A 15497-nucleotide genomic window follows, 5' to 3' on the forward strand; every position below is an offset into this window, starting at 1 on the left:
TTCAAGGCCGGCCGGGTCAAGAACCGCAAGCGCGAGATGACCGGCATTGCACTGCGCATCGCCATCTACCTGGCGATCGTGTTCTACTTCCTGCCGGTGGGCATGGCTTTCGCCTTCCTCGGCGTGCAGCTGGCAGTCTTCGGCGTCTACATGGGTGCCTCCTTCGCCCCGAACCACAAGGGCATGCCGATGGTTCCCCAGGACGCCCGCATCGACTTCTTCTCCCGCCAGGTACTGACCGGACGCAATGTCATGGCCAAGTCCAGCTGGGGAAACCGCATACTCTCCCACGTCTACGGCGGATTGAACTACCAGGTGGAGCACCACCTGTTCCCGTCCATGCCGCGCGCCAATCTGGCCGGTGTCTCGCGCATCGTGCGCCAGTACTGCGACGAGCACCAGGTGCCGTACACCGTGGCCAGTGTCCGCGAATCCTACGCACAGGTGATCACCTACCTGAACAAGGTCGGGCTATCGGCCCGGGATCCTTTCGAGTGCCCGATGATCTCCGGATACCGCGTCAGCGCATAGTTCAGGCTGAAGCAGCAAAGAGCTAGGATCCCTTGCCACCAAAGGCAAGGGTTCCTAGCTCTTTCCCGTCTGCGTCAAGGACAAGCATCTTTTCGCCGTCCTCCAGCTTGGCGGAGGCAGCGCGCGAGAGCCAGTCATCCACGCCTTCGCAGAACATCTTGGTCGAAGCCAGCGCGGCGAATTCCAGGTCTTCGGATGCGCTCCAGGTACCGGCGAGGCGGTTGCAGCCATCGCTGCCGGTGATCTTGCCGTCTTCGGCAAGCTCCAGCCACGGCTGGCCTTGCTCCTTGCTGCCCCACAAGCCGACCGGATCCTGGAGTATCACGCTGGTCTCGCTTTCAGTTGGCTGGCTGGCGCCCGGCTCGCCCGGGGTCGCCCCGCAGGCGGCAACACCAAAAGCCAAAGACAGTGCCGCGGTGCGCAGGAAGAATCGCTTCATATCCCCCAGCCTAGGTCTTCGGCCCACCCGCTGGCCAGTACCGGATTACGGCTGGGAGTCTACTGGCTGGGTAGGCTCCTTCGGCCCGACAACCTCGATTGCCCCGGTCACCGTACGCTGCACGCCGGTGCTGACGGGAACGACTTCTTCGGCAACTGGCTTGCTGCGGGCAGCATGGCTATGGCGCAGATCAAGAATGCCGACCAGCAAGGTGGCCAGGACCAAGAGGGAAATGGCAGCGAATGAGAGCGCCATGGCGATCGAGTACCCGGCTACGTGGTTCATGCCGTAGAAGACAGCGGTAATCACCGCAATGCCCACCGCAGTGCCCACGCGCTGGGAAGTCTGCATCAAGCCGCCGGCACTGCCGGAGTTGGCCACGGGAACTTCCATGAGGGTCAGCGCCTGGTTAGGCGAAATAATGAAGCCCTGGGCTACGCCGATGAAGGCCAGCGAAAGCAGCATCCACCAGATGTTCAGCAGCCCGCGATCCTCCAGGACCACCACGGCAATGGTGGCCAGCAGGCCGAACAGGGCGCTGAGAATGCCGCCGATGACCATTTTTCGCCCCACGGTCATGACATAGCGTCCGGCGATGTCGGAGCTGAAGGCGGAGAGCAGGGCCGCGGGAAGGCAGATCAGCCCTGCCTGCAGGGCACTGAAACCCTGGGATTGCTGGACGTAAATGGCCACCAGCACCCAGACGCTGGAAACACCCATGAAGTACAGGCCCGCAATGAGCGTGCCGTTGGTGAAGCTGCGGATCTTGAACAGGGCCAATTCCACCATTGGTTCGCGCCCGAGCTTCTTGTACTTCTTCTCCCACCAGACCCAGAGCACCATGACCAGCACTGCCAAGGCCAGCAGCGACCAGAGCCATGGGGTTTCGCGGCCCTGGACGAATGGCAGGAGCAGGGCGAAAATGCCAACCGCCAGCAGGAGGCCGCCAACCGGGTCCAGATCCACCTTGCCCGCTGGCTTGTTGAACAGCGGCTTGGGCAGCCACAGCAGCGCCAGGACAATGGCCAGCACGCCGACCGGGACGTTGATCAAGAAGGTGGCGCGCCAGCCGGCGTCTTCGCCAAACCAGTTGATCAGCAATCCGCCCAGCACCGGCCCAATAGCTACCGAGAAGCCGACGGCGGTGCCCAGCAGCCCGTAGGCCCGGCCACGGGCCGCGCCACGGAAGTGCTGCTGGATCATGCCCATCACTTGGGGGTTGAGCAGGCCCGAGCCAACGCCCATGATGAAGCGGGCAATGTTCAATACCAGTGGATCCGCGGCCAGCCCTGCGAGGATGCTGGCGGCTGTGAAGATCGCCAGGCCTGCCACGAACATCACGCCACGGCCCAGCAGGTCGCCGGCGCGTCCGGCAGCAACCAGAACCACGCCGAAGGTCAGCGCATATCCGGCCAATACCCACTGCAGGTCCGATTCGGTGGCGTGCAGGGTGGAACCGATGGCAGGAAGAACCACGTTGACGATGCTGACCGAAACCAGCGACATGAACATCGCTGCCAGCAGCACGCCCAGCAATCGCCATCGCGCTCCGGCCGAGAGTTCTTCAGCAATTGGTACCGGATGCGGCTTGCTCTGGGACATGGGCCAACTTTCAAACGAATTCCAGGCCGCACAATCCTGCGGTCCTTCAACCTACAGCGTTGGCCAGCTGGCTAATATTCCCTGTCGAGGTGCTTATTTCACTCTTTGTGGTCTTCGGCGGCCCGGTTGAGCTCGAGCATCTGCGCAATGGCCAGCAACCGCAACTCGACGACTTCCCCGAAAAGGTCATCGCTGTCTTGCTGCGGCAGCTCGAGCGCTTGGCGTGCCAGCGGTGTCGGAACTTCCGGGTAGGCGTCAAGCAATTGGACCGGCACCAGCGAGCTCACGTAGTCCGGGCTGTCCTTCGAGCGGCGGTCATAGTAGTAATCCACATGCATCACGAAACCCAGGACATCCCGTTCCAGGGCGCGGACCATGGCCACTGCCTGCTTGAGCGTCAGGCCGATATCCACGAAGAAGGCGAGGATCCGTTCCATCAATTCATTGCGGAACGGGCCGGGCTCCACCTTGAGCTTTTCGTCGAGCGTCAATTGCGAGGCCCGGGGGTAGGCCCGGTAGGCCCGGCGCGTCGCGTTGTACGCTTCGGTCACCCCGAGCTTCCAGTCGTTGCAGTCGAACTCGATCAGCGGATTGATCGAGATGAAGCGCCCCACCGCCAGGTTGATGACTTCTTGGCGATCCGCCACGTAGTTGTACAACGCCCGCGGGGTGACATTGAATTCGGCCGCAAGACGGTGCATGGTCAGCGCGTCGTAGCCCTCGGCACCGGCGATTTCCAGAGCCTTCTGGGCCAGCTGCTCTTTGCTCAGGGACTGGAATTCAGAGTCCTTGCGCGGGCGTCCGCGACCACGTTTTGTCGGTTCAGGAGAGGAATTTTCCTTATTCTCGGCCATGTCACGAGGATATACGCATTTTCTCTGTAAATTCCCATTAAGCGCCTACAAGTATTGAAACTCCTAAAACAGGGCCAGCAATTTCCTGGCTCGTTCGTGCCACATGCCGGCAGCTAGCGCGAGATGTCCTACGGCGAAGCTCATGCCGCCAGCCAGCCACGGCCAGGCCAGGACCGCCCCGTAGGTTCCTGGCAGCGCAGCGACGAATCCAGCGGCCATCACCAGCAGGCCGGCTGCGACCAGCGCAATATGAGCCAGTTTCCAGCGGAAGGGCAACAGCATCGCCAGCACGGCCAGCAGCGCGGCCGGAGCCAGGATCAGCCATGGCGCAGCGCTGAAGCTGGCCAGGCCTTGGTAGCTGGCATACCCCAGGACCAGGATCAGCAGCACCGCCGCGCACACCAGCCAGCCGGGCCCGGGGCTTGCCATGGAACCGCGCATCATCAGCAGCGGGGTGAAAACCTGTGCCCAGAGCAGCACGGTCACCGGAATGAAGAAGAGCGAGAGCTGTCCGCCACCGGCCGCGCAGATAACGGTCATGATCACAGCCCCGAGGATGTGGATGGTGGTGCCGGCACTATTGGGCAGCCACAAGGGAACCAGGCTGATGATGACCGGAATGAACGCCAGCCAAATCAGCTGGGATCCGATCAGCAATTCGAGTTGCCCCAGCAGCCCGCCAACTCCCCCGGCAACAAAGCCGAAGCTCTGTTCGTTGGCCAAGGCGGCTTGCGGCGGGGCGAAAAGCACCACCATCAGGGTCAGCAGTGCGAGAGCGAAAATTGGCCACGCCAGAATACGCGTCAAGAAGTACTTGCCGCTGCCCACTTCCAGGGCTTCGGGCTCATGGCGTTCGAATTTGAGCGCGCGCGAGGCAGGCTCGCCGAGCAAGCGGATCAAATCGCTCTTGCGGCGTCCGCCGCCAGGCAGGCGGAGAATCTCCTGCTTGGTGGTTTCAATGACTTCGTTGCGTTCTTGCAAAGACAAGAAATCCAGCGCACGGCGAAGTTGCTCCAGGTAGTTGCGGGCGGCGCGCGGCAAGTAGGGCTTCATGCCTTTTACTCTACGTGCTCCGGCCCATGGGCTGACGCAGGCAAAATGGGGCAACGCCAGTGGCGTTGCCCCATCTGCCCGAAGCGGTCAGTTGCTGCGGGCTACTTGCCTGCGCCGGCGGTCAGGCCGCCGACAATGTACTTCTGCAAGAACAGGAACAATGCCATCACCGGGATCGCTGCCAGTACCGCACCGGCAGCGAAGACCGACCAGTTGGAGGTGAATTCCTCCGAGACGTAGGAGTACAGTCCCACAGCCAGCGTCTGGTTCTCCGGGGAGACCAGGATGACCGAGGCGATCACGAAGTCCGAGGTGCTGGAAATGAAGGACAGCAGGCCCACGACGGCCAGGATCGGTGCCACCAGGCGCAGGATCATGGTGAAGAAGATGCGGGCATGGCCAGCACCATCGATCTTCGCCGCTTCATCGATTTCCACCGGAATGGTGTTGAAGAAGCCGTACATCAGATAGGTGTTCACACCCAGTGCCCCGCCCAGGTACACCATGATCAATGCGATCTGGTTATCGATGCCCAAGACCGGGAAGACATCTCCCAGCGAGGTGAGCAGGATGAAGATCGCCACTACGGCCAGCAGCTGCGGGAAGATCTGCACAATCAGCAAGCTGACCAGGCCCACGCGGCGGCCGGTGAAGCGCATCCGCGAGAAGCTGTAGGCAGCCAAGGCGCCGAGGAACACCGAAGCGGCCGCCGTGGTCAGGCCAATCACCAAGGTGTTGATGAACCAGGCGCCGAAGGGACGCTGCTGATTCTGGAACAGCTCCACATAGCTGTTGAAGCCGATGGTGGTGAACAATCCGTTGGAAGACAGCAGGGTTCCATTGGGGTTCAGCGAGGCCGAGAGCACGTAGAGCAGCGGGAAGGCCGCATAGATGCACAGGGCCACGCCGATCAGGTGGCGCCAGCCGGTGGAGGCGAACCATTTGCCCAGGCCCTGGCGCCCCGCGCGTCCCTTGGGTGCGCCGGCTACCGGCCTGCCGGTGATTTCGGTGCTCATTAGTTCAGCTCCTCCAGTGCCTTGGTCTGCTTGAAACTGATAATCGAGATGATCGCGACGATCACGAAAATGATGATGGAGAAGGCGCTGGCCAGCCCATAGTCGCGCTGGGAGCCAACGAAGGCCACCTTGTAGACCATGGAGATCAGGATGTCGGTGGATCCCACGTTCAGTCCTGCATCCTGCATGCGCGGCCCGCCTTCGGTGAGCATGTAGATCACGTTGAAGTTGTTGAAGTTGAAGGCGAAGGAGCTGATCAGCAGCGGAGCCACCGAGACCAGCAGCAGCGGCAGCTTGATCAACCGGAAGATCTGGAACGGCTTCGCCCCGTCGATGGTGGCCGCTTCGGAGAGTTCATTCGGAATGGACTGCAGCGCCCCGGTGCAGACCAGGAACATGTACGGGAATCCGAGCCACAGATTCACCCAGAGCACGGAGAACTTCGCCAGCCACGGGTCGGTCAGCCAAGGGATCTGCGCTCCGCCCAGGAGCACCTGGTTGACGAACCCGAAGTCGCGGTTGAGCATGCCGGCCCAGACCAGCCCGCCCAGGAACGCAGGGAATGCGTAAGGCAGGATCGAGATGACGCGGTAGACCTTCCGCCCCTTCATGCGCATGTCGTTGAAGACAATCGCCAGGAACAGCCCGAGGAAGAAGGTGGTCGCCACCGACAGGAAGGCGAAGGCGAAGGTCCACACGGTGACAGAGAACAGGGCGTTGCGGATCGAGGAATCGGTGACCGCACGGGTGAAGTTCTCGAAGCCCACGTTGATGGACCAGCCGGGCATCAGCTGCGAGCCGTCTTGCGCGGTATACGCGCCCACGCCGGTGTCCCGGTACACCACGCCGGTCTGCTGATCGGTCATGGTGTCCGCGGCTTCATCATGCTTGATGGAGGAAGTGTACTGGTAGGCGGTGCGGCCATCGCTGGTGCGCACGGTGCCATCTGCCGGGTTCTCGGTTAATGGAACGGCCAGCGAGGTGACCTCCTGCTGGCGGCCCAGCAAATCGGCGAAAGCCAGTTCGGAGTAGTCCCCCAGGCCAGCGGGGTCTACCGGGGCGAAAGGATCATCCGCATCGCCGAGCAGCTGCTGGCCATCGCGCTCAATGAGCATCGCCAGCCCGTCTTGCCCCTCGAGGATGGACACCGGGTAGCCGGCTGATCCCTCGACGCGGTTCTGGTTGGATTGCAGCAGCGCGCTGATCGCGTCATCCTTATCCGAGTTGTGCCCCGAACCGTAGTTGGTGAAGGCGATATACCCGGTGTAGCCGATCACGAAGACCTGGAAGATCAGCAGGAAGATGGTGCCCGGCAGCAGGTACTTTGCCGGCAGCCATCCGCGCTTGAAGTAGACCACGTTGATCAGCACGGTAATGGCCGCGATCACCGTGGCGATCGCCCAGGCTTCGCGCCCCAGTGCGGTGAAGACCGCGAAGAGCGCGGTCGCATCGACGATCGCCACCAGGATGATCTTGGCGAGCATGGCCCCAATGGAGGTGCTGGTGGCATTCGCGAAGCGCCTGGCTGCCGGTGACAGCTTGGGCTTCGTCTCCTCGGTGCCGGGTTGCGGCCCTTGGCGGGCGGTCTTTGTCATCTTCCAGATGTCCCTGTCGATCAAGTGCAGTTAGCGCTGGTGAATTGCAGGCGCTGGGGCCCGGAGGAGTTCCTCCCGGCCCCAGCGCCCATCGTTGTGCCTGGTGGCAGGTGTTCCTACTTCGAGATGGCCTTTTCGATGTCCGAGGTCATCTGCTTCCAGCGCTTGGCTGGATCAGCCTTGCCGGTGATGATCTCGGCCTCGGCTACGCCCCAGAACTCCCATACGGCAGCCATTTCCGGGATGTTCGGCATCGGCACGCCGTTGGCGCCGACCTCGCCGAAGGCAGCGATGGTTTCATCGGCCTTGGCCGCTTCGAATGCCGCGTTGTTTGCCGGCGGGCGGTTGCCTACCTCGTACAGTTCGGTCTGGACTTCTTCGGTGCCGATGTAGTTGGTCAGGAATTCGGTAGCGGCCAGCAGGTTCTCGGTCTTCGCGGAAACGAAGAAACCCTGCACGGCGACGAATGGCTGGGCCTGTTCTCCACCGGCCGATGGAATCGGGTCGATTTCCAGGTTGATTTCAGCTTCTTCTACTGCTTCCACGTTCCATGGACCGGTCAGGAAGAATGGCGAGTCGCCGGAGACGAACTTCTCCTTGGCAATGTCCCCGTCGAGGCTGGTCTTCAGGTTGCCTTCTTCGCCCTCTTCAGCCAGCCACTTGGCGAATTCGATGCCGCCCTCGTTGCCGATCTGCAGATCTGCCGGGTCATAGGCGCCCGTATCATCGGTGCCGAACACCGGTGCGCCGAAGGAGGTCTGGAACGGGTAGGCGTGGAATGGATCGCCGACGTCAGAGACCTGGACCAGGAACGGGAATTCGGTGCCGGCCTTCTCGCCGGCGGCAATCATGTCATCGAAGCTCTTTGGAGCTTCCTTGACCAGATCCGCATTGCGCAGCAGGGCCAGGTTCTCGGTGGCGTAGGGAACGCCGTAGGTGTTGCCCTCGTAGCTCATGGCGTTGACCGCGACGTCCTGGAACTCGCCGGCCTTGTCGCCCAGCTCAACTGGCTGGACTACGCCGTTGTTGACCAGGTTGCCCAGCCAGTCGTGGGCGCCGATGGTGATATCCGGGCCCTTGCCGGTTGGAACCTGGCGCAGGAAGTCTTCCTGGATCTTGGAGAAGTCCTTGATCACGAGGTCCACCTTGACCCCGGACTGCTTCTCGAAGTCAGCTGCTGCATCCTTGAGCACTGGCTCGCGGTTGGCGTCGACCCAGACGGTCAGTTCGCCGCCGGAGGCGGCTGCCGGCGAGGATTGCGCCGCTGCGGGGCTGGAGGAAACTGCTGGCGTGTTGGAGCCAGACCCGCCGCAGGCGGTGAGCGAGAGTGCGGCAATGGCCGTCAGTGCTCCGCCGAGAAGCCAAGGGTGCTTATTCACCTTCATGGGATGTCCTTTCGTGACAACTGTGTCATCAGGGACCGGGTCGGCCGCGATTTCCGCTGGGCCTGCCGGTCGGGTCTTTAGTGGTGCGAGTAACACATTGATTGTAAGCGTTTACAGCGTGGCACAGATCATGAAAATTGACAACAATGCCGATAAAATCAGTTTTATCGGCCGAGGCGCGAATTCTGACCTCACCATGGAACGAAGGCTTTGAAGCATAATTGCAAGCGTTTACAAACTCTGGTGAATCATTTATCGTTACCGTCATGACTTCAATTCGTTCAGCAGCTGATTCCCTTGTGCAATCCGAAGACTCGCAGTGGTGGCGCTCCTCGGTGATCTACCAGATCTACCCGCGCTCCTTCGCCGATTCCAATGGCGATGGGATGGGCGATCTGCGCGGCATTACCCAACGCCTGGAAAGCATCGCTCAGCTTTCGGTCGACGCGATTTGGCTGTCGCCATTCTTCACTTCCCCGCAGAAGGACGCCGGATACGACGTGTCGGACTACTGCGATGTGGATCCGCTGTTTGGAACCCTGGAGGACTACGACGCGATGGTCGCCAAGGCCCACGCATTGGGCCTGCGCGTCATCATCGACCTGGTTCCGAACCACTGCTCGGACCAGCACCCGTGGTTCCAGGAAGCGCTCAAGGCGGCGCCCGGCTCCCCCGAACGCGACCGCTTCATCTTCAAGGACACCCCGGCAACCGGGCGCCCGAATAATTGGGATTCGGTCTTCGGTGGCCCGATGTGGACCGAAACCAGGAATCCTGATGGCAGCGCCGGCCAGTCCTACCTGCATATCTTCGATTCCTCGCAGCCGGACTTCAATTGGCACAACGAGGAAGTGCGCGCGATGTTCCGCGACGTCCTGCGCTTCTGGCTGGACCGGGGCACCGACGGCTTCCGCGTTGACGTGGCCCACGGGCTGATCAAGGCCGAGGGCTTGCCGGACTTCACCCCGGACCCATCCGGAGCTTCCATGGGCGGCACCGACGAACTGGCTCCGTGGTGGGGCCAGGATGGCGTGCATGAGATCTACCGCGACTGGCGCAAGGTCATGGACGAGTACGACGGCGAGCGCGTGCTGTGCGCCGAGGCTTGGGTCAATCCCCTGTCGCTGATGGCCAAGTGGGTGCGCGAGGACGAGATGCACCAGGCTTTCAACTTCCCTTATCTCTCTTGCGACTTCGATGCCCAGCAGATCCGCGAAACCATCGACCAGTCTCTGGAGGAGTTCGGCAAGGTCGGCGCCCCGAGCACCTGGGTGCTCTCCAACCATGACGTGGTGCGCCATGCGACCCGCTTGGCGCTGACCGATGAGAACCCGCAGGGCGAGGGCATCGGCCTGAACACCCCAAACCTGCCGGAGGCTGCCGTGGGATTGCGTCGCGCTCGTGCTTCCAGCGCGTTGATGCTGGCCCTGCCAGGTGGCGCCTACATCTACCAGGGCGAAGAGCTGGGCCTGCCAGAAGCCGTTGAACTGCCAGATGAGGCGCGCCAGGATCCTACCTGGTTGCGCACCAATGGCGAGCGCTACGGGCGTGACGGCTGCCGGGTGCCCTTGCCCTGGGAAAGCGGCAAGCCCGCTTTCGGCTTCAGCGCGACCGGTGAAAGCTGGCTGCCGCAGCCGGCAGGCTGGGACTCCTACGCCCGCGATGCGCAGGTCGATGACCAGTCTTCCACGCTGAACCTGTACCGCCGCCTGTTGCAGCTGCGCCAGGATCATGCACTGGGCACCGGCACCCTGGATTGGGTCGAAGGCACCGGAGATGATGTTCTGGCTTTCGCCAACGGCACTGTGCTGGTCGTGGCCAACTACGCTGCAACTGCACAGCCCTTGCCTGCCGGTGCGCAGGGCGCCACCGAACTGGTGCGCAGCCAAAGCGAGATTTCGGCGGAATCGGGAATGATTCCGGGCGAAACCACGCTCTGGTTCCAGTTGCCGTAGCCGGCAATCTGCTGACCGGCTGCAGCCGCACCGGGTAATGTTGGGCAGGAGCCGTGGCCAGGGGAAGGAATTTCCCCTAGCCACGGCTGTGCCTATGAAGGAAGGAAGAGAAGTGGCCGGGATCAAAGACGTCGCACAAGCCGCTGGCGTATCCATTGCCACCGTCTCGCGCGCATTATCTGGCCGGGGTTCTGTCTCCGCGTCCGCGCAGGAGGCTGTGCAGCGCGCCGCCACCGAGCTGGGCTATGTGGTCTCATCTTCCGCGTCCGGGCTGGCCTCGGGACGCACCCGCAACATCGGCGTGCTCGTTCCGGTGATCAACCACTGGTTCTATGCCTGCGTGCTGGAAGGCATTTCCAGCCGCTTGATGGACGAGGGCTATGACACCACCCTCTATCAGCTGACCAAGGACCGCACCCAGCGCGAGAAGATCTTCTCCGATTTCCTGCTGCGCCAGCGCGTGGATGCGGTGATCGCGGTCAACGTCGAGTTGGCTGGGGACGAGGTCCAGGCGCTGCTGGCCATGGACAAGCCCCTGGTTGGCGTGGGAGGACCGCTTCCCGGTGTGCCGACCCTGCACGTGAATGACGAAGCGATTTCTGCCCTCGCGACCGGGCACCTCATCTCCCTGGGCCATGAACGCATTGGCTTCATCGGCGGCAACGCGGAAACCGATGTGGATTTCATGGTGCCCACCCACCGCCGCACCGGCTACGAGCGGGCGCTGGCCGAGGCTGGACTTGAACTGGATGAGTCGCTGTTCGCCAGCGCGGACTTCTCCATGGCCCAGAGCTACGCGGTGGCCAAGCAGCTGCTGGGCAACCCGGCATCCCGACCGACGGCAGTGTTCGCAGCCAGTGATGAAATGGCCATTGGCGCGATCCTGGCCGCCCGCGATCTCGGTTTGCAGCTGCCCCATGACCTGTCGGTCATCGGCGTGGACAATCACGACCTGGCCGAGCTCTTCGGCTTGACCACCGTCGAGCAGCGTCCGCATGAGCAGGGGCAGCTGGCGGTCGCCATGCTGCTGCGTGCTATCCGTGGCCAGGAACCGGCGCAGGCCCACGAGTTGGGCCATCGGCTGATCGTGCGTTCCTCCACCACCCGCCCCGCCCAGTAACCTGGCCAGGCTGTCGGGTCCCGCATGCCGGCGGCCTAGGCGCAATGGATGGCGGTGGCCGGACGTCGGCCGTGCAGCAAACTGCCCGCTGCATCCGCCTGCTGATCGCCAAACCACCGGTCGCCAGACGCGCAAATGCCCGCGCGGGCCAGGATCGCTTGATCCGTTGCCTGCGCGGGCATGGTGCTGCCGCGAAACTAGTGCGCCACGCGCGAGTCGGCCTGTTCGCCCTCGATTTCTTCCACGTGCAGGTTGCGTCCACGGGTCTCGCCCACCCAGAACACCGCTGCCACGGAAATGATGGTCAGCACCATGATGTAGATGGCAATCGAGATCGAAGAGCCCGTGGTCTCCAGCAGGATCTGCGCCACGGTGGCCGCGAAGGCGCCGCCCAGAATGGCGCCAATGGCGTAGCCAATGGAGATGCCCGAGTAGCGGATCTGCGCCGGGAACATCTCCGCGTACATCGCCGACTGCGGGCCGTAGGACAAGCCCAGGCCAACGGTCAGCACGAAGATCGCAATGGTGTACAGCACGATGTTTCCGGTGTCGACCATCAGGAACATCGGGATCATCCAGATGAACACCAGCGCGTAGCCGATCACGAAGGTATTGCGGCGCCCGATCTTGTCCGAGAGCCAGCCGCCGACCAGGGTGAAGATCAGCCAGCCCACCGAACCGATGGTGGTGGCCAGGAGGATCGGCGCCACCGGCATCTCGAGGACCTTGGTGGTGTAGGAAATGAAGAACGCGATCACCAGGTAGCCGGCGGCGTTGTTCGAGATGAAGATCAGCGCGGCCTGCAGGACCTGCTTGGAATGGCTGGTCATCAGCTCGCGCAGCGGGGTGTGCTCGGAAGCCTTGCGCTGGGCGAGCTGCTTGAAGACCGGGGATTCCTCAACCGCACGGCGGATCATGTAGCCCACGAAGATCAGCGCAATGGAGAGCAGGAACGGAATGCGCCAGCCCCATGCGGCGAACTCTTCCGGGCTCATGGCAACGCGCAGGATGTAGAGCAGGCCTGTAGCCAGGATCATGCCGATGGGCACGCCGATCTGCGGGTAGGCGCCGAAGTAGCCGCGGCGATCCTTCGGTGCGTGCTCTACCGCCATCAAGGCTGCACCGCCCCATTCGCCACCGGCCGAGAAGCCCTGGACCACGCGCAGGAGCACCAGCAGGATTGGCGCGGCCACGCCGATGGACGCGTAGGTTGGCAGCAGGCCAATGGCCGCGGTGGCAACGCCCATGAGGATCAGGGTGAGCACCAGGATGCGCTTGCGTCCGTAGCGGTCGCCCAGGTGGCCGGCAACCACTGCGCCCAGGGGACGGAAGAAGAAGGAGATGCCAATCATTGCGAAGGAAAGGATCTGCGCGACACCCGGATTCGACTGACCCAGGGGCTCGAGGAACAACGGGGTCAGCAGGGTCGCGGTGAGTTGGGCGAAAATGAAGAAGTCGTACCACTCAATGGTGGTGCCCACCAGGGTGCCGGCAAGAACCCGGCGCTCCTCCTGGGTGCGAGTGACAGTCGATGACATGAGTTGGCCTTTTTGCGAGTTGTTTACCGACCGTTCGGACGGTTTATGTCGCACACCATCATATGCCCACAGTGAAGCAGATCACAAGATCTATCCAAATCGTGACCAGCTCCAGCCAGGCACCCTCTCCCGCACTGGGCCGGGAATTCGGTGTTCTAATAGAGAACGACTAAAATCGGATATAGATCACCGACCGCCAGATCCCCCCGGTTCACTACGAAGGCCCTCGACGACGTTCCAGCAGCGCCGCACGCCAGATTGAAGAACAATGCCTACCTCCCAGACGCTTTCGCGTGGAATCCGCGTCCTTGAAATCGTCGCCAATTCCCCGGTCAATCTTTCCATCGCGGAAATCGCCGCGAAACTGGAAGTCCACCGCTCCATTGCCTACCGCATCATCCGCACCCTGGAGCAGCATCACCTGCTCAACCGCGATGAGGCCGGGCATATCCGTTCCGCTTCCGGCTTGGCCGTGCTCGCCCGCTCGGTCCAGCGCGACCTGCAGGCGGCCGCCACCCCGGAACTCACCGCGCTGGCCAACGAGCTGTCGATGACTGCTTTCGTGGCCGTCTGGGAACACGACCTGTGCACCACCTTGCAGTCGGTCTCCCCGTTGAACTCCCAGCGCGCGATCGTCCACCGCCCGGGCTCGGTGCACGGCATGGATGTGGGAGCAGCCGGCATCGCGATCCAGTCGCGCTATGCCAAGGCCGAGTGGGATGCCCTGGACACGGGCATCGAGTACCGCGAAGCTGCCGTCGCGGCCCGGGTTGACGGCTATGCCACCAGCGAGAACGAAGTCATCCAGGGCGTGACCTCCATTGCCGTTCCGATCCAGCATTCCGGGCAAACCCCGGCGGCCTTGGCCGTCGTCTTCGCCGCCAGCACGGTCGGCGGGTACGAACGCATGATCGAGGAACTCAAGCACGCAGCAGCGCGCATCAGCGAAAAGCTCGCGCACTAGCAATTCCCGGCGGGGAAAGAAGCATCCCGCTGCCTTTCGCCTGCTGGGCGAGGTGCAACGGGATGCTTCTTATCCAGCTTTGCTGGCCGGCCGCAAGATGCGCAGAGTTCTTGCCCTAGCGGACGCGGGCCAGCGACGGGGACTTCGCGACAACGATCTTCATCGCCACAGCGGCCAGGAAGATCACCAGTGCGCCACCGGTGGAGACCCAGAAGGCGCCGAGGTGGCCCAGGGTCTCGGCGAAGACGCCGGCCAAGCCGTTTCCGATCGCGGTTCCCACAACAATGCCGGCAGAGAGCATGGTCATCACGGTGGACAGGCGCTGCGGCGGAGCGACTTCGCCGCCCAGGGTCATGACCGTGACGATCACCGGCCCTACCGCAAATCCTGCGATGAACAGGGCAACCAGCATCAGCGGGACATTGCCGGCCACGTGCAGGCCGAAGCTGAGCACGGTCAGTGCTGCGCCGCACAGGATCCAGCGGTTGATCTGCTTGAAGGCCTGCGGCCAAGCGGCCACGGAGATCGCGGCAATCGCGCTGGAGAAGCCCATGGCGCCATAGAGCAGGCCGCCGGAGTTGGAATCGCCCTGCGCCCCGGCAAAGGCCAGGGTACCGGCCGCCGAGGAACCGAAGACCGTGCCCAGCGCCATCATGCCCAGGACCAGGGCACCGATCGCGGCAACCTGCGCGCCGCTGATCGAGACCTTGGGAGTGTGCTCGGCGGTTCTCGCCGGCTTCACCGCATTGCCGGTACGGTGCGAGGCGAACACCGGCACCAGCACCAGGGTCAGCAGGGCGGCAAGGTAGAGCGGCAGCACCGGATCCACCAGGGAGGCCAGCAGGCCCACGGCAACCGGGCCGAAGACGAAGCCCAGTTCATCGAACATGGACTCCAGGCTCAGTGCCGCCGAAAGGACCTTGTGGTTCTTCTTCTGCTGGCGGGTGATTGCAATCCAGCGGACGCGGGACATCGGGCCGACCTGCGGGCCGGTAGCACCGGCGGCCAGGCACATGATCGAGAGCAAGGCCGCGGACATGTCCGGTCCCGAATCGGCAAACAGCGTCAGGGCAACCAGCAGGATGGTGTGGATGACCGCAACAGTGGTCAATACCGGGCGCTGGCCCACCCGGTCAGCCAGATAGCCGATGCTCGGACCGCCAATGGCGGACCCCAGGCCAACCATGGCCGCGGCCAAGCCGCCCATGGCATATGAGCCGGTGGTAGCAGTTACCAGGGTCATGGACCCGATGGTGAGCATCGCCAGCGGGAGGCGTGCAAGGAAAGTAAGCGGCAGGAAGGGTGCTCCTACCAAAGGAACTAACGCGGAGTATCCGGACATCTTCTCGGATTCCTCACTGTTTTCCTTCGACAAAGTAGGCTGAGTCAACAAAACTCCATGACGAAGCGTGCGTCGTCCCACACCCCCCGACGCACAAAATTTC

Annotated in this window: 13 protein-coding genes; 4 read left to right on the plus strand and 9 right to left on the minus strand. The window is 62.8% G+C overall.

Annotation, left to right across the window (positions count from 1 at the left end):
- Nucleotides 1-531: fatty acid desaturase family protein (locus ACFVHU_RS15965; protein ID WP_388025309.1), on the plus strand; the 531-nt coding region annotated here is incomplete at its 5' end.
- A gap of 22 nt (nucleotides 532-553) precedes the next feature.
- Here the strand turns inward: ACFVHU_RS15965 and ACFVHU_RS15970 are convergent.
- The 7 genes from ACFVHU_RS15970 to ACFVHU_RS16000 form a co-directional block, all read right to left on the minus strand.
- The gene (locus tag ACFVHU_RS15970; protein ID WP_105658452.1) at nucleotides 554-970 is read right to left on the minus strand and encodes an META domain-containing protein; all 417 of its coding nucleotides are present in this window, start codon (nucleotides 968-970) and stop codon (nucleotides 554-556) included.
- 45 nt (nucleotides 971-1015) lie between these two features.
- The gene (locus ACFVHU_RS15975; RefSeq protein ID WP_105658451.1) at nucleotides 1016-2572 is read right to left on the minus strand and encodes an MFS transporter; all 1557 of its coding nucleotides are present in this window, start codon (nucleotides 2570-2572) and stop codon (nucleotides 1016-1018) included.
- A gap of 98 nt (nucleotides 2573-2670) precedes the next feature.
- Nucleotides 2671-3426 (minus strand): TetR/AcrR family transcriptional regulator, encoded by a 756-nt coding sequence (locus ACFVHU_RS15980; protein ID WP_105662609.1) that lies wholly within the window; start codon nucleotides 3424-3426, stop codon nucleotides 2671-2673.
- Nucleotides 3427-3489: 63 nt separating this feature from the next.
- On the minus strand, nucleotides 3490-4479 hold the full coding sequence (locus ACFVHU_RS15985; RefSeq protein WP_388025312.1) for a hypothetical protein: 990 nt from the start codon (nucleotides 4477-4479) through the stop codon (nucleotides 3490-3492).
- 101 nt (nucleotides 4480-4580) lie between these two features.
- Nucleotides 4581-5495, minus strand: a complete 915-nt coding sequence (locus tag ACFVHU_RS15990) for a sugar ABC transporter permease (protein WP_105658448.1) — start codon at nucleotides 5493-5495, stop codon at nucleotides 4581-4583.
- The gene (locus tag ACFVHU_RS15995) at nucleotides 5495-7090 is read right to left on the minus strand and encodes an ABC transporter permease subunit (protein WP_388025314.1); all 1596 of its coding nucleotides are present in this window, start codon (nucleotides 7088-7090) and stop codon (nucleotides 5495-5497) included. Before ACFVHU_RS15995 ends, ACFVHU_RS15990 begins: the two co-directional genes overlap by 1 nt.
- A 116-nt stretch (nucleotides 7091-7206) precedes the next feature.
- On the minus strand, nucleotides 7207-8475 hold the full coding sequence (locus tag ACFVHU_RS16000) for an extracellular solute-binding protein (protein ID WP_388025316.1): 1269 nt from the start codon (nucleotides 8473-8475) through the stop codon (nucleotides 7207-7209).
- Nucleotides 8476-8741: 266 nt separating this feature from the next.
- Here ACFVHU_RS16000 and ACFVHU_RS16005 point away from each other — a divergent pair, with 266 nt between their 5' ends.
- Together ACFVHU_RS16005 and ACFVHU_RS16010 are read left to right on the plus strand one after the other, a co-directional pair.
- Nucleotides 8742-10430 carry an alpha-amylase family glycosyl hydrolase gene (locus ACFVHU_RS16005; protein ID WP_332504037.1) on the plus strand — a complete coding sequence of 563 codons (1689 nt, stop codon included), beginning with the start codon at nucleotides 8742-8744 and terminating at the stop codon, nucleotides 10428-10430.
- Nucleotides 10431-10542: 112 nt separating this feature from the next.
- Entirely contained in the window at nucleotides 10543-11550 is a 1008-nt protein-coding gene (locus tag ACFVHU_RS16010) for a LacI family DNA-binding transcriptional regulator (RefSeq protein ID WP_388025318.1), read from the plus strand.
- 197 nt (nucleotides 11551-11747) lie between these two features.
- Here the strand turns inward: ACFVHU_RS16010 and ACFVHU_RS16015 are convergent, their stop codons facing one another.
- On the minus strand, nucleotides 11748-13088 hold the full coding sequence (locus tag ACFVHU_RS16015) for an MFS transporter (protein ID WP_388025320.1): 1341 nt from the start codon (nucleotides 13086-13088) through the stop codon (nucleotides 11748-11750).
- A 268-nt stretch (nucleotides 13089-13356) separates the two neighbouring features.
- Between ACFVHU_RS16015 and ACFVHU_RS16020 the strand changes: the two genes are divergently transcribed.
- On the plus strand, nucleotides 13357-14052 hold the full coding sequence (locus ACFVHU_RS16020; protein WP_133834432.1) for an IclR family transcriptional regulator: 696 nt from the start codon (nucleotides 13357-13359) through the stop codon (nucleotides 14050-14052).
- Nucleotides 14053-14167: 115 nt separating this feature from the next.
- Here ACFVHU_RS16020 and ACFVHU_RS16025 read toward each other — a convergent pair whose 3' ends face one another.
- Entirely contained in the window at nucleotides 14168-15442 is a 1275-nt protein-coding gene (locus ACFVHU_RS16025; protein WP_388025322.1) for an MFS transporter, read from the minus strand.
- Nucleotides 15443-15497: the final 55 nt, after the last annotated feature.

The organism is Glutamicibacter sp. NPDC127525 (assembly GCF_042672105.1).
Taxonomy (GTDB): domain Bacteria; phylum Actinomycetota; class Actinomycetes; order Actinomycetales; family Micrococcaceae; genus Glutamicibacter.